This is a genomic window from Shewanella sp. Isolate8, assembly GCF_022398495.1.
GTDB classification, from domain to species: Bacteria; Pseudomonadota; Gammaproteobacteria; order Enterobacterales; family Shewanellaceae; genus Shewanella; species Shewanella aquimarina.
This window is the reverse complement of sequence record NZ_JAKEVI010000001.1, coordinates 714634-731739: the sequence shown is the minus strand read 5'-3', so window position 1 is coordinate 731739 and position 17106 is coordinate 714634. Positions and strand designations below refer to the sequence as shown.

Genomic DNA, 17106 nt, shown 5'->3' with positions numbered 1-17106 from the left:
TGACCCCCGATTAGGCATCGTTAGCTTCTTGGAAAGGCACCGCCTGCTGCTCGACCGCCTTTACCTCGATACCCGGACGGATCTTCTGCAGACCATCTACCACGATACGCTCACCCTCATCGAGGCCACTGAGCACGCGCCAGTCGACACCGAATCTGTCACCCAGCTCGACCACCCGCTTCTGTACCTTGTTCTCCTTATCGACCACCATGACGAAGCGCCCCTGCTGATCTTCCTGCACCGCGGCCTGAGGGATCAAGATAGCCTGCTCGCTAACGGGCGACTCGATCACCAGGGTGACAAACAGGCCGGGCAACATCAGCTTACTCTCATTGTTGAAGGTGGCTCTGAGCTCCAATGTGCCTGTAGCGGCGTCGACCCGGTTACTGATAAAGTCGATATAGCCTGTCTCGTCAAACATGGTGCCGTTGGGCAGACGCAAACGGATCAGGATATCCGAGAGCTCCACATCATGTTTGGCGGCCTTGGCAAAATTCTGTTTGGCGGAGATGATGGTCTTCTCGGCGACCTGGAAATTGACCCACATGGGCTGTAGCTGTACCAGGCTGGCGAGCTCAGACTGAGGCGTGATGATATCCCCCTGGCTCACCTTGGCGCCGCTAATACGGCCAGAGATGGGCGCATAAACCTTGGTATAGCTCAGCTGCAACTCGGCGGCCTTGACCGCAGCCTCGGCCTGAACCACCCCGGCGGCCGTGGTCAACTTGCGACTGGTGAGTTCATCCATATCCTGGGCGCTTATCATGCCGTCGGGTAACAGGCGACGACCACGTTCCCAGTTCATCACAGCCACATCCCGCGAGGCGATGGCCTGCTTGAGCACCGCCTGTTGCTGCGCCAGCTCTGCTTCGAAGGTGGAGGGATCGACTTCAAACAGCAGCGCGCCCGCCTCGATATCGTCACCCTCGACAAAATTACGCTTTAACAGCTGACCCTGGATCTGCGACTTGATCACCACATCTTCCGATGCCCGGGTACGGCCGACGATCTCCGTCTTGGCGCGGATCTCCTTTACCTGAGCGGTGTTGACCACCACGCTGGGCATCATGGCTGGCCCGGGAGCCGGCGCCTTGCCACAGGCCAGCAGCATCAAGGCCGCGCTAAATAGAGTGAGTCGAGAGAGAATTGAGGTGTTTCTACCAAGCATTTGGGCCTCCATAGCGCCAAGCGACAATTCATGGATAACTTTGATCAGACGGCAGACAGATGTGAATGACGGCAGCATCATTTACAACCGCTTATCATATTAGTAACAAGCTAATGCTTTCACCAGGAATAGCAAGGGCAATTATCTGACTCATTTGGCATTTTCTAAATTTTTCAACTTGCGTAATCACCAGGGATCAGTGGGATTTTCTTAGGATAAATGTTAACAGGCCCCACCTGAACGTCCGCAACTTGTCTATTAGCTGATGCTTTATTAAGCAGATGGCAAAATGGACGTAAAAATGAGACACAGCACAAGGTTATGGCCGTTCTTATCGTGCTACAACAGGTCAAGGGTCTTCTCCCATGGCCGGCTAAATCGGTGCAAACCAGGCGAATAGTTGTTGACCCTAAAGAAATGCAGTGCCTATGATGGCCCTTGTATCCATAATCAGGAAGGTAATTTATGACAGCCATTTCTCATGTCTATAACTATACAGTCAGATGCCCGCATATTAAGGATCCCGCCCACCCAACCACCTGGCAAAACCATATCGAATTCAATCAGTCATGCGAAATTGGCCTGAATCGCATCACCAAGTGGCACGACAGATCCGGCCACCGCATCTTCGAACATGACGGCTTCATCGTCAGGGAAGCCGATGGCGAGAGCGCCTACTTCTCGATGCAGAGTGACCGACTGAAAAATGATGGCCATATCTTGGTCACCTTTAAGATCTTTATGGACGATGCCACCAAAGACAGCTCGGTGCAGGAGATCATGACGCACCTGATCGATGACTATCGTCAGCGACTCGCCAAACTCGCCTAGTCGCCGACTCAACCACAGCTAAAAGAGCCAGTTCGCCACCCGATCTGGCTCACACTTTTCCGCTCACAAAACAATCTAGATCACATTTACGACGCGCTAAAATGTGATACACGCCGACTTAAACCGCAAAAAGCCAAATCACAATAAACTACAAAACAAATAGTTAAAGGAAAAAACCACCTATTTCACCCACTTAATCTCGCCAACTTAGGCTAATTGTCAAAATATCGGCTCAAGCTTACACTTTTCTCGATTCGAGACAGTTTTGCTGGCAGAACAATGCCAGCCAATCATCAACTTAAGCAGAATATAGGAGCAATAGCCTCATGGGTGCAGTGGCCAATATCGTCATCGTCGGCGGTGGTGCGGGTGGAATGGAGATAGCGACCAAGCTAGGTCGTAAACTGGGACGTAAGGGCAAAGCTAAGATCACCCTTATCGACTGCGCCGACAGCCATATCTGGAAACCCCTGCTGCACGAGGTCGCCACCGGGGCGCTGGATATCGGCATAGACGCCATCAGCTACCGCAGCCATGCCGCCGCCCACGGCTACCATTTTCAGCAGGGGGCGATGACAGATATCGACCGAGAACATAAACAGGTGATCCTGGCGCCCATCTTAGACGACAAGGACAACGAACTCCTGCCCGCCCGCCGCATAGACTACGACTACCTGGTGCTGGCCATCGGCAGTATCGCCAACGACTTCAATATCCCTGGGGTCAGGGAGCACTGCGTGTTTCTCGACAACACCCAGCAGGCGATGCAGATCCGTACCATGCTGCTCAACAAGTTCATGCGCTATGCCAGCCACCACCAGCTGGACGACAAGATCAAGATAGCCGTCGTCGGTGCGGGCGCGACCGGGGTCGAGATGTCGGCCGAGATGCACCATGCGGTCGAGCAGCTCAGCGGCTTCGGCTACAAGATAGACACCAGCCTGTTAGAGGTGACCCTGATCGAGGCAGACTCACGCATTCTGCCCAAGGTAGAGAAGCAGGAGATCTCCCAGGCGGTAACGGACCAGCTCAATCAGATAGGCGTCAGGGTGATGACCAATACTCGCATCGACCGGGTCGATGAGAATGCGCTGCACACCTGTGACGGCCAGATCATCGCCAGCGACATGACCATCTGGTCGACCGGGGTGAAGGCGCCCGACTTCATGCGTGAGATAGGCGGGCTAGAGAGCAATCATATCAATCAGGTGATGGTTAAGCCCAACATGCAGACCGCCCGGGATCCTCACATCTTCGCCATCGGCGACTGCGCCGCCTGCCCACAGCCAGACGGCTCCTGGGTGCCACCTAGAGGCCAGTCGGCGCGGCAGATGGCACTGATGACGGCCGACAACATCAGCCTGATGTTAGCCGGCCAGGCGCCCAGCAAGGAGTATCTCTACAAAGATCTTGGCTCCCTGGTAAACCTGTCCAAGTTCCATACCGTGGGTAACCTGATGTCCTTCATAGGTGGCGGCGTCCTGGTCGAAGGTAAGATAGCCAGGTTCGTCTATACCTCGCTATATCGGCGCCATCTAATTGAACTCCACGGGATCTTTAAGGGCAGCCTGCTGATGTTCGCCAAGGGGATCAGCCGTATCATCCACCCTCACCTCAAACTGCACTAGGGGCTAGAAGACCTCCAAGGGTGAAGGCTTTCGCTTACCGGGCTAACGGGTTAAAATGTGACAACTTTCGTCAACATGAGATCATTATGAAAAAAATTATTAGCGCGGTTATGATCCTTGGCGCCCTCAGCGCCTGTGCCGATCTTAAAGAAGCCGGTCGCACCATAGGTAGCACCACCAAGGAAGTGACCACAGATATCGGCCACGCCACCCGAGACACCACCAAGGCAATTGGTCACGCATCGCGCGACGCGGTTAAATCGGTTAAAGAAGATCTCAGCAAAGAAAATTAAATCGGCATGGGCCTTAGTGGCCTTGAGCCTTAGTGGCCTTGAGCCATAGTGACCTTGAACCATAGTGGCCTTGAGCTAAAGATAAAGAGGGCATATCCGCCCTCTTTTTTATTCGCCATCTCTAGCTCAGCCAGCAGCACTATTAAGCAGCATTAGCCCTCATCCCATGAGGCTTAGGCAGGCCGTTTTCATCCACGTTAACGAAGATCATCTTGTCTATGGTCACCACGGGTAGCCGGGTCACCTTGTTGCGCACCTCACAGCAGACAGTGATGGAACTGACCCCGGCGCTGATCAGCGCTAGGCCAAATTCGATCACATCCCCCTGACGCGCCGGCGTCATGAAGTTGATTTCCGAGATGATCTTGGTGACTATGCTCTGGCTATTCATCTGACAGGCCGCGAAGATGGCCGCCTCCTCATCTATCCAACTTAAAAGCTGTCCGCCAAACAATGCATTAGCCGGATTTAAATGTTCGGGTTTAATAAAGCGTCGACTGTAATATTTCATTTGTGCTCTCCCTGATAGACTCAGACGAAAGCGTTACAAGAAACAGACCAACAAAATAAATCCATATAAAACAGGCAATTAAAAACAGGTCATCGACACGAAACTCACTAATTTAGTGCCCTGTGCACCAAGTTAACTCAGACATAAAAAGGGTTTCGACTTCTTAGCTTCATATAACTGCAATCTTAATTCACCAATTCTGTCATCTGGATACCTGACAATCAGGCCGCTTTATCTCAAATAGCGAACAATTTACTTCAACCCAATACGGATGATGAAAGTGATGATGATAAAAAGATTAGCTGCGTTGATCTCTTGCAGCCTAGTAACCATGGCCGCCAACAGCGCCGTGTTACCCAGTGTTCAGACAGACAGCCATTGGTATAAGGAAAGTGCCGAGCGGGTGTCAAACAAGGCCACACTAGAAACCAAAGCAAAGGCCAAAAACGTCATTCTATTTGTGGGCGATGGCATGGGGATCTCTACCCTGACCGCCGCGCGTATCTACCAGGGCCAGCAGCTGGCCGGTAACCAAGGCGGTGAAGAGAACTTCCTAAGCTTCGAGAAGTTCGACCATACCGCCCTAGTCAAGACCTACAACACCAACCAACAGACGCCTGACAGCGCCGGCACCATGACAGCCATCGCCACAGGTGTTAAGTCTAAGGCGGGTGTACTCTCAGTGTCAGAACAATCACTGCGTGGCAACTGCCTGTCATCTAAAGGCAATGAGCTGGTCACCCTAGTGGATCTGGCCAATGCCAAAGGCCTGTCTACCGGTGTGGTCTCTACCGCCCGTATCACCCACGCCACCCCGGCGGCTACCTATGCCAACAGCCCTGAGCGTAACTGGGAAGCAGACAGCAACCTGCCAGCCGAGGCGGTTGCCAACGAGTGTAAAGATATCGCCTATCAGATGGTGATGCGTGACAAGGACAACGCCCTAACGGTCGCCCTGGGTGGCGGTCGCCGCGCCTTCATCCCTGAAACCGTGACCGATGGTGAGAACAAGAAGGGTAAGCGTAAGGATGGCCTGGATCTGACCAAGGCTTGGGTCGAGAACTTCGACAACGCCGCCTATGTGTGGAACAGCGAAGAGTTCGACGCTATCGATGTTGCCACCACAGACCACCTGCTGGGGCTGTTTAACTCATCTCACATGGAATATGAGGCCGATCGCGCCGATGATGTGGGCGGCGAGCCTTCGCTGACCGAGATGACAGCGAAATCTATCGAGATGTTGAAGAAGAACGACAACGGCTACCTGCTGATCGTCGAGTCGGGTCGTATCGACCACGGTCACCACGCGGGCAACGCCAAGCGCGCCCTGGCCGATGCCGTCGAGCTGTCTAACGCCGTCAAGGCCGCGGTAGAAAATACCGACCCGGAAGAGACGCTGATCCTGGTCACCGCCGACCACAGCCACGTGTTCACCATCGCAGGTTATCCAAAGCGTGGTAACCCAATCCTTGGTCTGGTACATGGCGTAGACGGCAGCGTTTCGACCGCCTTGGATGGCAAGCCATACACCACCCTAGGTTACACCAATGGTCCTGGCGCCGTTGTGGGTAATCGTGACGATCTATCTTCAGTCGATACGCAAGACAAAGACTTCATGCAGCAGTCTCTTATCCCTATGGGTAGCGAGACACACGCAGGTGAAGATATCAGCCTGCACGCCACGGGCCCAGGCGCAAACCTGGTACAGGGCGTGATGGAACAGAACGTCATTTTCCACATCATCAACCAAGCCCAAGCGCTTGGCGGTACTAAGTATTAATTGGGAGCAGCAAAATGAATAAGAAACTACTTGTACTGTCTGTAGCAGCCATTCTTGGCCTAGCGGCTTGTGGTAGCGACGGTGACAACGGCAAAGATGGCGTAGCCGGCACGCCAGGTACCGACGGTAGCAACGGCACTAACGGTAAAGACTGGACTGGCGTCAACCAATGGTATATCGACGGTCAGAACCGCGTCACTAAGGCCGCGGGCATGAGCAAGAACAACAAAGCTGGCGCCGCCAAGAACATCATACTGTTCGTCGGCGACGGCATGGGCGTATCCACGGTAACGGCGGCGCGCATCTTAGACGGTCAGCTCAAGGGCCAAACTGGTGAAGAGAACTCACTCGCTTTCGAGACGTTGCCGCATCTTGGCCTGGCTAAGACCTATAACGTCGACGGCCAAACCCCAGACTCTGCCGGCACCATGACCGCCATGGTCACAGGTGTGAAGACAGACGTTGGCGTGATCTCACAGGCCGAAGGCGTCGAGCGCGGTGTGTGTTCATCGACCACAGGCCAGGACCTGGTGACATCATTGGAACTGGCCGCCATGGCGGGCATGTCTACCGGTGTAGTCTCGACCGCCCGTATCACGCACGCCACGCCTGCGGCAACCTATGCCCATGTGCCGGAGCGTAACTGGGAAGCAGACAGCAACCTGCCGGCCGAAGCCGTTGCCAACGGCTGTAAAGATATAGCCGCTCAGATGCTGGACTTCAACGACGGCAAGGGGATCAACGTGGTCATGGGTGGCGGTCGCCGCGCCTTCATCCCTAACACCACAGTGGATCCTGAGGGTAAATCGGGTAAGCGTGCAGATGGTCGCGACCTGACCGCCGAGTGGATGGCGCAGTATCCTAACGCCGCCTATGTCACCGACCGTGACGGCTTCCTGGCCATGGACACCAACACCACAGAGCACGCCCTGGGTCTGTTCAACTCGTCTCACATGGAATATGACTATGACAGAGTCGAAGATGGCGTTAAAGGCGAGCCTTCACTGGCCGAGATGACGGCTAAGAGTATCGACATCCTTAGCAAAAACGACAAGGGCTTCGTACTGATCGTCGAAGCGGGTCGTATCGACCATGCTCACCATGCCGGTAACGCGGCCCGTGCCCTGCACGACACTATCGCCCTGTCTGAGGCGGTGCGTGTGGCCATGGAGAAGACCTCGGCTAACGATACCCTGCTCATGGTCACAGCCGACCACAGCCATGTGTTCACCATCGCAGGCTATCCAACCCGTGGTAACCCAATCCTGGGGCTAGTGAAGAGCAACGATTCAAACGGTCAGCCCTCAGTGACCAACTCAACCGATGCCAACGGCATGCCATACACCACTGTTGGCTATGCCAACGGTCTGGGCTTTGGCTCGCTGGAAACCGGCGGCGATGAGCGTTACAACTACGCCGCCGAGCCTGGCCGTGTCGACCTGAACTACATCGACACCCAGAGCGCCGGTTTCCACCAGGAAGCCCTGGTACCGCTGGGAAGCGAAACCCACGCCGGTGAAGACGTTGCCATCTTCGCCCGTGGTCCGGGCGCCAGCCTGGTTGAAGGTACGGTCGAGCAGAATCACATCTTCCATGTGATGAACTTTGCCGGTGACCTAGTCAGCAAGGCGGAAGCGGCCGCGGCGCAATAAAGCGCAGCGACCCGCAGCCTGATACCCTTGTCTGCGCCTAGCTTCAGGCTGGGTGTCAGGCTGCTTATTTAGTTTTAAGAGAAATATCGGTAGGTCTACTATGTCTCGCTCAACACTCAAGTCAGTCTCACTCTTCTTAGGCGTCACCGGCAGCCTGCTAATGGGCAACCTGCTCCTTGGAAAACTAGCTATGGCTCACGCTCAGTCAGACAGCCAAGGGCATCAGCATGCCGCCGGTACTCTGATCTGTGACAGCGCCGCTCAGCCAACACGCTTTCAAGCCAGCTATCAGATAACCGCTGGAAATGATGATAAGGTGCAAGCCCACCAGCTGATCCTTACCCGCTTCGATGACACCATCATCTACCAGCGCGGCCCGGTCAGCTATGAAGCCTGGCAGAAAAATGGCGAGTATATCCGTTACTTCCCCGAGCAGAAGCGCTCGATAAGCTATCGCCGCAGCGATCTGCTGGCGCTCAATATCCATACGGATATCGACAAACAGTTTCATCTGATCTCTCCTGCTGCCTTAAGCCAATTCGACAAGGGCGAGCAACATCAGGCGACCTGTTTTACCCAGCAGCGATACTCACATACGAGTAAGAGCCAGCGGCAATCTTTGGCACTCGACTGGATAGACGAGCTTGGGCTCCCCGCCAGCCTGACCATTACCCAAAGCGGCCAGCAGCTTAACTACCGACTCACTAAGCTCACCCCTGTCAGTCAGCAAGAGTTCAACCTGCTAACCTCAGGCTATCAGGACCTCGACTTTGCCGACGTGGGCGACAGCGAGTCAGACCCTTTTATCGCCAAGATGATCACCCAAGGCTTTATTCAGCATGGTAGCTCGGGCTTCTACTCGGCAGACGGTAAACAACTTGAAGGCGGCCACGACCATCATCATTAGGCCGTTTACCTCATAACAAAAAAGCCATCCTGAGGATGGCTTTTTGCTTTCACTGTGGCTGTCTCGCCAGGCTAATCGCTCAGAGCAACGCCTTGAGCTTATCGATAAAGAAGTCGATATCTTCGCGGCTGATATCCGCATGGGTCACCAGCCTCAGCGTCTTACCCGGACTAATGAGAATGCCTGAGGCCTTTAGCTCCCTGGCAAGCTTGTCTATCGCCACACCGTCGGCCACACGGGCAAACAACATGTTGGTCTGCACCTCGCCAAGATCTACCTCAAACTCATCCAGGCTGCTCAACTGCTCCGCCAGATAACGGGCGTTTTCATGGTCGATTGCCAGGCGGGCAACTTGATCGTTCAGGGCGATTTCACCAGCCACGGCTAATATCCCGACCTGACGCATGCCGCCGCCTAGCATCTTACGCCAGCGACGCGCCTTGTTGATCAGCCGCTCATCACCGAGCAGCAGCGAGCCCACGGGGGCGCACAGTCCCTTAGAGAGACAGATAGAGACTGAGTCGAAATACTGGGTGATATCGGCGATATCCAGGTTCTGCGCCACCGCCGCATTGGCAACTCTGGCGCCATCCAGGTGGATCTTGAGCCGCTTGTTGAAGGCCAGCGCCTGGGCCTCGGCCAGATAAGACTGAGGCAACACCTTGCCGCCTATGGTGTTTTCCAAACTCAGGAGACGGGTACGGGCGAAATGGAAATCGTCCGGCTTAATGGCCGCCTCGATATCAGAGAGCAAGATGCTGCCGTCAGCCTGATTGGTCAACGGCTGAGGTTGAATGCTGCCCAGCACAGCCGCTCCGCCCCCTTCGAACTTATAGTTGTGAGCCTGTTGACCACAGAGATACTCGTCGCCACGGTCACAGTGAGACATGAGCGCCAGCAGGTTGGCCTGGGTGCCCGAGGAGGTAAACAGGGCACTGTCGAAGCCAAAACGCTCTGCCGCCATCGCCTCCAGTCGGTTAACACTGGGATCGTCTCCATACACATCGTCGCCAACCTGGGCATCTGCCATGGCGCGGCGCATCGCCGCCGTGGGCTGAGTTACTGTGTCACTGCGAAAATCAATCATCTTCCCCATCCTACTCATCTTAAAATGATACACCGAGCGCAAATAGTACTCCTCACCGCCCGCCCTCGCTAGAGCCTACCCTAACACCAGCCGAGAAAATTATCATCAGGCGTCACTCTCTCTTAGCTTTGACCTGAATAAACTAATAGGATGAAAGCCACAATGAGCCATATTTAAGGCAACAAACTGCTAACAAGCCAAAATTCACCAATATATAGAATTAAAAAATCTAATCCGAACTTTTCAAAAAATCTCGCTGTCATTTCCCGTAAGAGACTGGCAATATGCGCTCTCTTTTTTCCCGACTGAATCGACAATGCAAGAAGCTGAATTTATCACCCTCCTCTGGCTCATCGGCATACTGGCCGAGGCCATGACAGGCGCGCTGTGCGCCGGCAGAAAACAGATGGATCTGTTCGGCGTGGTCATCATAGGTTGTGCCACCGCCATCGGCGGCGGCACCCTACGCGACATTCTCCTGGGCAACTATCCCCTCATCTGGGTCGAGAACATCCACTACCTGTTGGCCATCGCCTTCGCCTCCCTGCTGACCGTGCTCATCTCCCCCGTGATGCGCTATCTCTCCAAGCTGTTTCTGACCATAGACGCGCTTGGGCTGGCGGTATTCTCCATTGTGGGCGCCCAGAAGACCTTGCTCTTGGGTTTTAGCCCGGCTCTGGCCATCGTCATGGGTGTAGTAACCGGCGTCTTCGGCGGGGTGATCCGTGACATCCTCTGTAATCAGGTGCCGCTGATCTTCAAGAAGGAGCTCTACGCCCTGGTCTCTCTGACCACCGCCAGCCTATACATGCTGCTGCGCAGCTATGAGATCACCGAGTGGGTCAACCTGGCCATCAGCCTGAGTGTCGGCTTTAGCTTCCGCATGCTGGCTATTCGCTACCACTGGGGCATGCCCAAGTTTGACTATCAGCACGGGGATCAGAGCAATCAGGACAGTCAGACCCATTAAGAAAGTTGGCCCTCAGCCCTGAATTTAGGCACAAAAAAGGTCGGCAAATGCCGACCTTTTTGCTGTCAATCAACCTAAGGCTTAAGCCGCCGGGGTCTCTTTGACATAGATATCCATCTGTGGATATGGAATACCGATATTGTTCTCATCCAGCGCCAGCTTGATCTGCTCTAGGATCTCGAAACGGGCTGGCCAGTAGTCGCTACCCTTGACCCATGGACGTACCACGAAGTTAACCGAAGAATCCGCCAACTCGGTCAGCGCGACCGTGTAGCCTGGATCTTTCAGGATATGGGCGTTGTTGTCCAATACCTGCTTAAGCACGTCTTTGGTCTGCTTAAGGTCGGCATCGTAAGAGACACCGATCACCAGGTCGATACGACGGGTTTCCATGGCCGAGTAGTTGGTGATGGTGCCGTTCATGATTGACGAGTTAGGCGCCACTATCACCTTGTTGTCCGGTGTGCGCAGCTTAGTCGAGAAGATGGTGATCTCATCGACGGTACCCGCGATACCAGCGGCCTCGATATAGTCACCCACGCGACATGGACGGAACAGTACCATCAAGACGCCAGAGGCGAAGTTAGACAGCGAGCCCTGCAGTGCCAGACCCACGGCCAAACCGGCGGCACCGATCACGGCAACCAGAGAAGCGGTCTGCACACCAATCTGACCTAAGGTCGCGATAACGGTGAAGACAAACACCAGGGCCCAGGCCATGTTGGCCACAAAGGAGACCACAGTCTTGTCGATCTTGCGTTTATTCATCAACTTAGTGGTAAGGTTCTTAGCCACCTTGGCAAAGTACTTACCGATAAAGAAGATGACGATGGCAAAGATCACCTGAAGACCATAGGTCACGATCAGCTCGGGCGCTTGCTCGATATATTTATCCAAATTTTCCATGTAACGCTCCCTAATAAAATGGACCAGGATTATCTGGCCTCAACTATAAACTCGACTCTGCGGTTTAAGGCTCGCCCGCCAGGACCATCATTGTCGGTCACGGGCTGGCTGGCCCCCTTGGCGACTATCGACAATCGCTCTGCCTCAACGCCATAATCTTGTACAAAAATCTGTTTTACTCGCTCGGCGCGCTGGCGCGACAGGTTCATATTGACCTCCTCGCTGCCGACGTTATCCGTGTGCCCGACTAGCGTTAACTTGGCATCGCTCGCCTTTAAAAAGCCATGCACCTTTGCCAGCTGCGGCCATTGGTCGATACCCACCTCGGCGCTGCCGAAGGCGAAATAGACGCGAACGACATCAGGCTCACTCGCACCTTGTTTAGCCGTGCTAGTTTGCTTAGCCGGCTCGACGCTTTTACCGGGCTCAGCCCCCTCACAAGCGATCAGTTGCGACGCCGCCCCCTTAGAAGCCATGCATGCCATCGCTTCGGCTCTAATCTCACAGCCCATAGCATCGACGGCGACATTGGGGCGCGAGTGTGGGCAGGCATCTTTACTGTCTGGCACCCCGTCTCGATCCCTATCGACCCAGCCCTGAGCCAGCACGGCACCGGCAAGCCAGACGCTGCAAAGCGCGCCTAACAGGCACTGACTCGCCTTTAAAACAAAGGCGCTGCCCATTACACGGCAAGTGCGCTTTACGCGACCACCCGCCATTAGCTTGCTTAGTTCAGTCATAGGAGTCACTCATGCCAATCACTCAAACAGAGCTGTCTCAAAACGCATGAAAAACAATCAAATATAAAGATGCAGACAGGGATACATTTTATATCCTTCTGCCTACATCTCCAATATAAGAATATCTATCTAGTGAAATTAATTCTCATTCTGGCCTTCACCTGGCCGCCGAGCCCAGTCTAGCCATTAAGAGCCCACACGCTGCCCATAAAACTTAGATCTTGCCCAGTCAAAAAGCCAGTTGAAGATAATGGCATAGAAGAAAAACACCACCAGGAAAACCGCTTCTAGTATCAGCGCCTGCCAGATGGAGATGGCTAAAAACCAAGCCACCACGGGCACGGTTACAAACACTAGTCCCCCTTCGAACCCTAGGGCATGAAGCACACGCAGCTTAAGCGTGCGCCTGGTGCGATCTTCACCGAAATACCTATCAAACTGCAGGTTATAGAAGTAGTTCCAGGTGACTGTGTAGAGGCTAAGACCAATACCGACGACGGTCATCTCACCCACACCATGGCCGGTGAACCAGATGGCGATGGGCACCACCAGCACCAGGGCAAATATTTCAAACAGCACAGAGTGTAGGATTCTCTCTGCCGTAGACATGCTGGTTGTAGGTATGATCTTTGTAGACACTATCTTGGTAGACATAAGCGTCGCTCCGCAAAATTAATTTGCGGCCATTTTTATCCACAAATATGATACTTAAAAGTTAGATACCATCTCATTTTACGATATGCCGACACTCGAACAGCTACAACTCTTTCTGGCAACGGTGGAAACCGGCTCCTTCTCGGCGGCGGCCAGGCGACTCAACAAGGTGCAGTCTGCGGTGAGTCAGCAGCTCATCAACATGGAGATAGATTGCGATACGCAGCTGTTCGACCGCAGCGGTCGCTACCCAGTGCTAACCCAGGCAGGCCAGACCCTGTTACCCCAGGCTAGGGCCGTGATTGCCCAGCACCTAAGGCTGCAATCTCTCATCGACTCGCTGGACGCCGGACTGCCGCAGCAGTTTCGTGTGGCCATAGATGAAGGGGTCCCCTTCGCCGAGTTCAGCCACCACCTGAGCCTGTTTGCCGACCGCTACCCCCTGATGCAGCTCGAGCTGCGCATGCTGCCCAGCAAGGAGATTATCGAGCAGGTCAGGCAACAGAGCGTGGACATGGGGGTGGTCTTTAGTGAGGAGATCTATCCCCAGCAGATAGACTTTGAATCCCTGGGCTCAGTGAAGTTTGAACCTGTGGTCAGCCCCAAGCATCCGCTGGCCAAGGCGACCATGAACAATCTCGACCAGTTGAAACTCCATCGCCAACTCACCATAGGCAGCAAACAGGGACCGCAGTGGAGTTTTCAGGCGGAGCACTCGCCCCAGCTCTGGCTCGCCGACAACTATTATGCCCTGCTGGATCTGGCTAAGTCTGGCTTTGGCTGGGCCCTGTTGCCCGAACACCTGGTACTGGACGCCTTAGAACAGGGGCAGCTATGCCATATTCCACTCACCATGGAGCAGATGGGCTGGATTGCCAATGTGGATCTGATCCAGCACAGCAGCGTCAATCAAGAGGTAAGCGGGGTATTCCGTCAGATCTTAAGCGCGGCCATCGCCTAAGGGACATGCCTAAGAGACATGTCTAAGAGACATGCCTCAGGTAGCGAGTAGACAACGACAGGATAGATGATTAGCGCGGCGAGCCAGCAGGCTCGCCGCAAATAGACTTAGTCTGGTCAACGCCCACTAGGGCCTGTTTATCTTTCGCGTTCATTTTTGCAGCATTCTGTATCGCTTTTATACAAGGCAAAGCGATTGTAATGTAGTGCACTACATCAATGAGCGATAACGCAGTAGAAAAATGATACAGACGCTGCCCGCAGGGTTCGTCTTGAGCACGTTCAACGCTTTGTTACTCGGCTTTTATATAGAATAACTATACTTCAAGCCTCATGCCGCGATTTGAACGTGCTCAATTAGAACAAAAATTGTTCTCAAAAGGTCAACAGGCCCTAGTTACTGAGGGAGGCCTGCTGATACCAATGGCTCCAGGCGGGTCTGGCGGTGGTGGCCATGTGGGACTGCATCCCTTCCAGCAAGCGAACCAGTAATGCCCTGTCTTCACTCTTGCTGGAATAGAACAGAGGATCGTAGAAGCAGCGACGCTGCAGGGGTTCGAGCTGGGTATCGAAGCCGCGATCGACCCCTGATACACAGAGATCCCGCGCCTTGAGCTGCAGGGCTAAGGCCGCCTCGTCTTCCAGCAGATGTGCCACAGGCCCCATGAGAAGAATAAGTGCCAGACGTCCCGGCGGATTCTTCTGCCAGTGCTCCAGCTCACCCGACTTGGCACCCACCAGCAGTTGCTGCCAATGACTCAAGGTCTCCGGGCAGAGCTCCTTGGCCTCGACACCTTCGCCCTTCTCATAGTGGTGAAACCACTGCTGTAAAAACTGTTCCACGCTGCCCCCCTAGATACGATTAAAGATACGATTAAATCATGAGGTTAAAAAATCTTGGTCGAGGCAGGATAACACCAGGCCAGCGGTCGGATAACTTGGACTTTGGTCGAAGGAAGTCATAAATGGGGGTGACGCGGCGTCGAGCGGCTCACACTTTTGCTTAAGCACTAAAGTAACAGAGGCAAATAGCAAAGGTACTAAATAGGGGAAACAAAATAGGGAAAACAAAACGACAGGCATAAGAAAAGCGGCCAAGGGGCCGCTTTAATAACAAACTGAAAGGCTATTTCGCCGCTTTCTGTGGTGGGTAGTTAAGCATCATGGCCGCTACCGCCTTATTAACCACCTCGACGCGCTCCTCTGGCGTACTCTTATCTCGGATGGTATCGGCAACCGAGCCGCGCCAGATGAGGTTACCCGTCTCTCTGTTGATCATATCCAGCACTAAGGTTCCCACCTCATACTCGCGCACCGTGGTTTGAGTATGCACACTGCCGCTCCAGCCCCAGCCTGGACGATAGTAGTAGGGGTCATAACCAAAGTTGGTATTAAAGGTATCGACATTGATCTTCTTGTCGACCTTAGTGAAGTAGTTCACCAGCACGTCGGCACTGTCTGCCTCGACTTTACTGATTCCCTTCATCTGCAGTTCACGGTCTACCGCCTCGCGAACACGCTGATCCATCAAGCCGTCTAAGTTATAGGTAGTATCCTCTGTCTTCTTAACCACCCAGGCATAGGTCTTCACCTCATCGAAGTTGACCTTAGGATCATAATCGGAGCTGGTTTTCAGTGTGCTACAGGCCGAAAGGGCAAGTGCAGCGGCCAAGATAATCACCTTTTTCATAGACTCTCCAGCATGTTTCAGACATGGCTTAAACAGGAATTTATCCTAAAGCTTACCTAGCAAACCTCTGTTCTACAACTCTTCTTTATTGTAAATGGCGTTTCATTCAGCTTGACTTCAGCAAAAACCTAAATGATAATGATTATCAATTGAGGTTAATTGAGATTCGTATCATGACTTGGTTTATCACAGCATTTGTTATCGCCAGCGCAGTGTTTATGTTCGCCCCTAAATCCTTGGCAACCCCCTTAGCGGAAGCCCCCAAGGTAAAGGCCTCCCAGTGGGTGCTCTTTACCCTGCCTATGCTGGCACTGCTTGTCATGATGATCGCCCTGGCAAAGGGTTATAGCTCGAGTCACGCCAGCATAGCCATCGGCTTCGCCCTCACCGCCTGTAGCGTGGCCATCAGCCGCTTTCATCGTTTCATCCTTCCCTGCGCCGCCTACACAGGCCTGTCACTGCTGATGTTGGCGCTGCAGTACCTTTAGTTTTTGCATGAGGAGTTATGCACAACCAGTTTTGCTCACTGATTGCGACAGCTCACCTGTCGCCTTGGGATGTTAGGGTCTGTTGACCTTTCCTGTTTGTTTTTGCAGCATTTTGTAGGGCATTTATACCAGGCAGAGGCCTGTGTAGTGGTTCCTATAAACCAGAGTGACATGAACGGACGATAACGCCGTTGAAATGGCCTACAAAAGCTGCCCGAAGGGTTCATCTAAACTCGCCTTGCCCTGTGTTGCGTGCTATTTGCATAGAATACTATGCGTCACAGCGCGCGCCTTGAGCAAAACGCGTTTAGATTGAACAAAAATTAAACCTGAAAGATAAACAGACCCTAGTACCGATACCTCCCTGCATTTGGTATCGGTCCTTATCCATGACCACCCTAGGGTGGTCTTTTTTTTGTATCTAGGGATTACTCCTCCCACAAGGGAGTTTCAATTTGATAGACTCAGGGTATCTTAGTTAAGTGTGTGACAGATGATGAGAATCGATCCCAATATTGCCCTAGTGTACAGCACAGATGGCGGCAAAATCGACCAACCCAAGGAAACCAAGGCTATCCCGGAAGGCGATGGCATAGTACGCATTCATAAAGACAGCAAGGGCCGTAAAGGCAAAGGCGTCTCGGTGATCAAGGGCCTGGGCCTGGACGAGAAAGCACTCAAAGCCTTGGCGCAGAAACTCAAGAAACAGTGTGGTTGCGGCGGTACGGTAAAAGAGTTCAACATAGAGATCCAAACCGACAACCGTGAACAACTGAAAACCCTGTTGGAAAAGCTTAATTATCAGGTGAAACTGGCGGGTGGTTAACCCATTGGAGCGCTA

The 17106-nt window shown here is 53.5% G+C and carries 18 protein-coding genes; 10 read left to right on the top strand and 8 right to left on the bottom strand.

Annotated elements, in window-relative coordinates; translation table 11 throughout:
- Positions 1-10: 10 nt before the first annotated feature.
- On the bottom strand, positions 11-1168 hold the full coding sequence (locus L1D43_RS03185) for an efflux RND transporter periplasmic adaptor subunit (protein ID WP_239849924.1): 1158 nt from the start codon (positions 1166-1168) through the stop codon (positions 11-13).
- Between the two features lie 465 nt (positions 1169-1633).
- Between L1D43_RS03185 and L1D43_RS03180 the strand changes: the two genes are divergently transcribed.
- From L1D43_RS03180 to L1D43_RS03170, 3 genes are all read left to right on the top strand, one after another.
- On the top strand, positions 1634-1999 hold the full coding sequence (locus L1D43_RS03180; RefSeq protein ID WP_041510452.1) for a hypothetical protein: 366 nt from the start codon (positions 1634-1636) through the stop codon (positions 1997-1999).
- Positions 2000-2325: 326 nt separating this feature from the next.
- Positions 2326-3627: an NAD(P)/FAD-dependent oxidoreductase gene (locus L1D43_RS03175; RefSeq protein ID WP_239849923.1), complete on the top strand. Its 1302-nt coding sequence runs from the start codon at positions 2326-2328 to the stop codon at positions 3625-3627.
- Between the two features lie 86 nt (positions 3628-3713).
- Complete coding sequence (locus tag L1D43_RS03170; RefSeq protein WP_041510450.1) at positions 3714-3920, top strand: hypothetical protein; 207 nt, start codon at positions 3714-3716, stop codon at positions 3918-3920.
- 142 nt (positions 3921-4062) lie between these two features.
- On the opposite strand, the gene L1D43_RS03165 is transcribed toward L1D43_RS03170, so the two are convergent.
- The gene (locus L1D43_RS03165) at positions 4063-4431 is read right to left on the bottom strand and encodes a hotdog domain-containing protein (protein ID WP_041510449.1); all 369 of its coding nucleotides are present in this window, start codon (positions 4429-4431) and stop codon (positions 4063-4065) included.
- Positions 4432-4714: 283 nt separating this feature from the next.
- On the opposite strand from L1D43_RS03165, the gene L1D43_RS03160 reads away from it, so the two are divergent.
- The 3 genes from L1D43_RS03160 (at position 4715) to L1D43_RS03150 (ending at position 8770) form a co-directional block, all read left to right on the top strand.
- The gene (locus L1D43_RS03160) at positions 4715-6211 is read left to right on the top strand and encodes an alkaline phosphatase (protein WP_239849922.1); all 1497 of its coding nucleotides are present in this window, start codon (positions 4715-4717) and stop codon (positions 6209-6211) included.
- 14 nt (positions 6212-6225) lie between these two features.
- Positions 6226-7863 carry an alkaline phosphatase gene (locus L1D43_RS03155; RefSeq protein WP_239849921.1) on the top strand — a complete coding sequence of 546 codons (1638 nt, stop codon included), beginning with the start codon at positions 6226-6228 and terminating at the stop codon, positions 7861-7863.
- A 100-nt stretch (positions 7864-7963) separates the two neighbouring features.
- On the top strand, positions 7964-8770 hold the full coding sequence (locus tag L1D43_RS03150) for a hypothetical protein (protein ID WP_239849920.1): 807 nt from the start codon (positions 7964-7966) through the stop codon (positions 8768-8770).
- Positions 8771-8849: 79 nt separating this feature from the next.
- Here the strand turns inward: L1D43_RS03150 and ltaE are convergent, their stop codons facing one another.
- Complete coding sequence (gene ltaE / locus L1D43_RS03145; protein ID WP_239849919.1) at positions 8850-9857, bottom strand: low-specificity L-threonine aldolase; 1008 nt, start codon at positions 9855-9857, stop codon at positions 8850-8852.
- A 316-nt stretch (positions 9858-10173) separates the two neighbouring features.
- Here ltaE and L1D43_RS03140 point away from each other — a divergent pair, with 316 nt between their 5' ends.
- Positions 10174-10827: a trimeric intracellular cation channel family protein gene (locus tag L1D43_RS03140; protein WP_239849918.1), complete on the top strand. Its 654-nt coding sequence runs from the start codon at positions 10174-10176 to the stop codon at positions 10825-10827.
- An 81-nt stretch (positions 10828-10908) separates the two neighbouring features.
- Here the strand turns inward: L1D43_RS03140 and L1D43_RS03135 are convergent, their stop codons facing one another.
- The 3 genes from L1D43_RS03135 to L1D43_RS03125 all read right to left on the bottom strand — a co-directional run bounded on the left by L1D43_RS03135 (position 10909) and on the right by L1D43_RS03125 (position 13082).
- A complete protein-coding gene (locus L1D43_RS03135) occupies positions 10909-11733 on the bottom strand; it encodes a mechanosensitive ion channel domain-containing protein (RefSeq protein WP_239849917.1) in 825 nt (274 codons plus the stop codon).
- A gap of 29 nt (positions 11734-11762) precedes the next feature.
- Positions 11763-12473 carry an OmpA family protein gene (locus tag L1D43_RS03130; protein ID WP_239849916.1) on the bottom strand — a complete coding sequence of 237 codons (711 nt, stop codon included), beginning with the start codon at positions 12471-12473 and terminating at the stop codon, positions 11763-11765.
- Positions 12474-12659: 186 nt separating this feature from the next.
- A complete protein-coding gene (locus L1D43_RS03125; protein WP_239851025.1) occupies positions 12660-13082 on the bottom strand; it encodes a PACE efflux transporter in 423 nt (140 codons plus the stop codon).
- Positions 13083-13212: 130 nt separating this feature from the next.
- On the opposite strand from L1D43_RS03125, the gene L1D43_RS03120 reads away from it, so the two are divergent.
- Positions 13213-14088, top strand: coding sequence for a LysR family transcriptional regulator (locus L1D43_RS03120; protein ID WP_239849915.1), 876 nt, complete (start codon positions 13213-13215; stop codon positions 14086-14088).
- Between the two features lie 392 nt (positions 14089-14480).
- Here L1D43_RS03120 and L1D43_RS03115 read toward each other — a convergent pair whose 3' ends face one another.
- Together L1D43_RS03115 and L1D43_RS03110 are read right to left on the bottom strand one after the other, a co-directional pair.
- Positions 14481-14930, bottom strand: coding sequence for a DUF924 family protein (locus L1D43_RS03115; protein WP_239849914.1), 450 nt, complete (start codon positions 14928-14930; stop codon positions 14481-14483).
- A 283-nt stretch (positions 14931-15213) separates the two neighbouring features.
- Entirely contained in the window at positions 15214-15777 is a 564-nt protein-coding gene (locus L1D43_RS03110) for a DUF4136 domain-containing protein (RefSeq protein ID WP_041510440.1), read from the bottom strand.
- A gap of 173 nt (positions 15778-15950) precedes the next feature.
- Between L1D43_RS03110 and L1D43_RS03105 the strand changes: the two genes are divergently transcribed.
- Positions 15951-16265: a hypothetical protein gene (locus L1D43_RS03105; RefSeq protein WP_239849913.1), complete on the top strand. Its 315-nt coding sequence runs from the start codon at positions 15951-15953 to the stop codon at positions 16263-16265.
- Between the two features lie 496 nt (positions 16266-16761).
- A complete protein-coding gene (gene yciH, locus L1D43_RS03100; RefSeq protein WP_041510556.1) occupies positions 16762-17091 on the top strand; it encodes a stress response translation initiation inhibitor YciH in 330 nt (109 codons plus the stop codon).
- Positions 17092-17106: the final 15 nt, after the last annotated feature.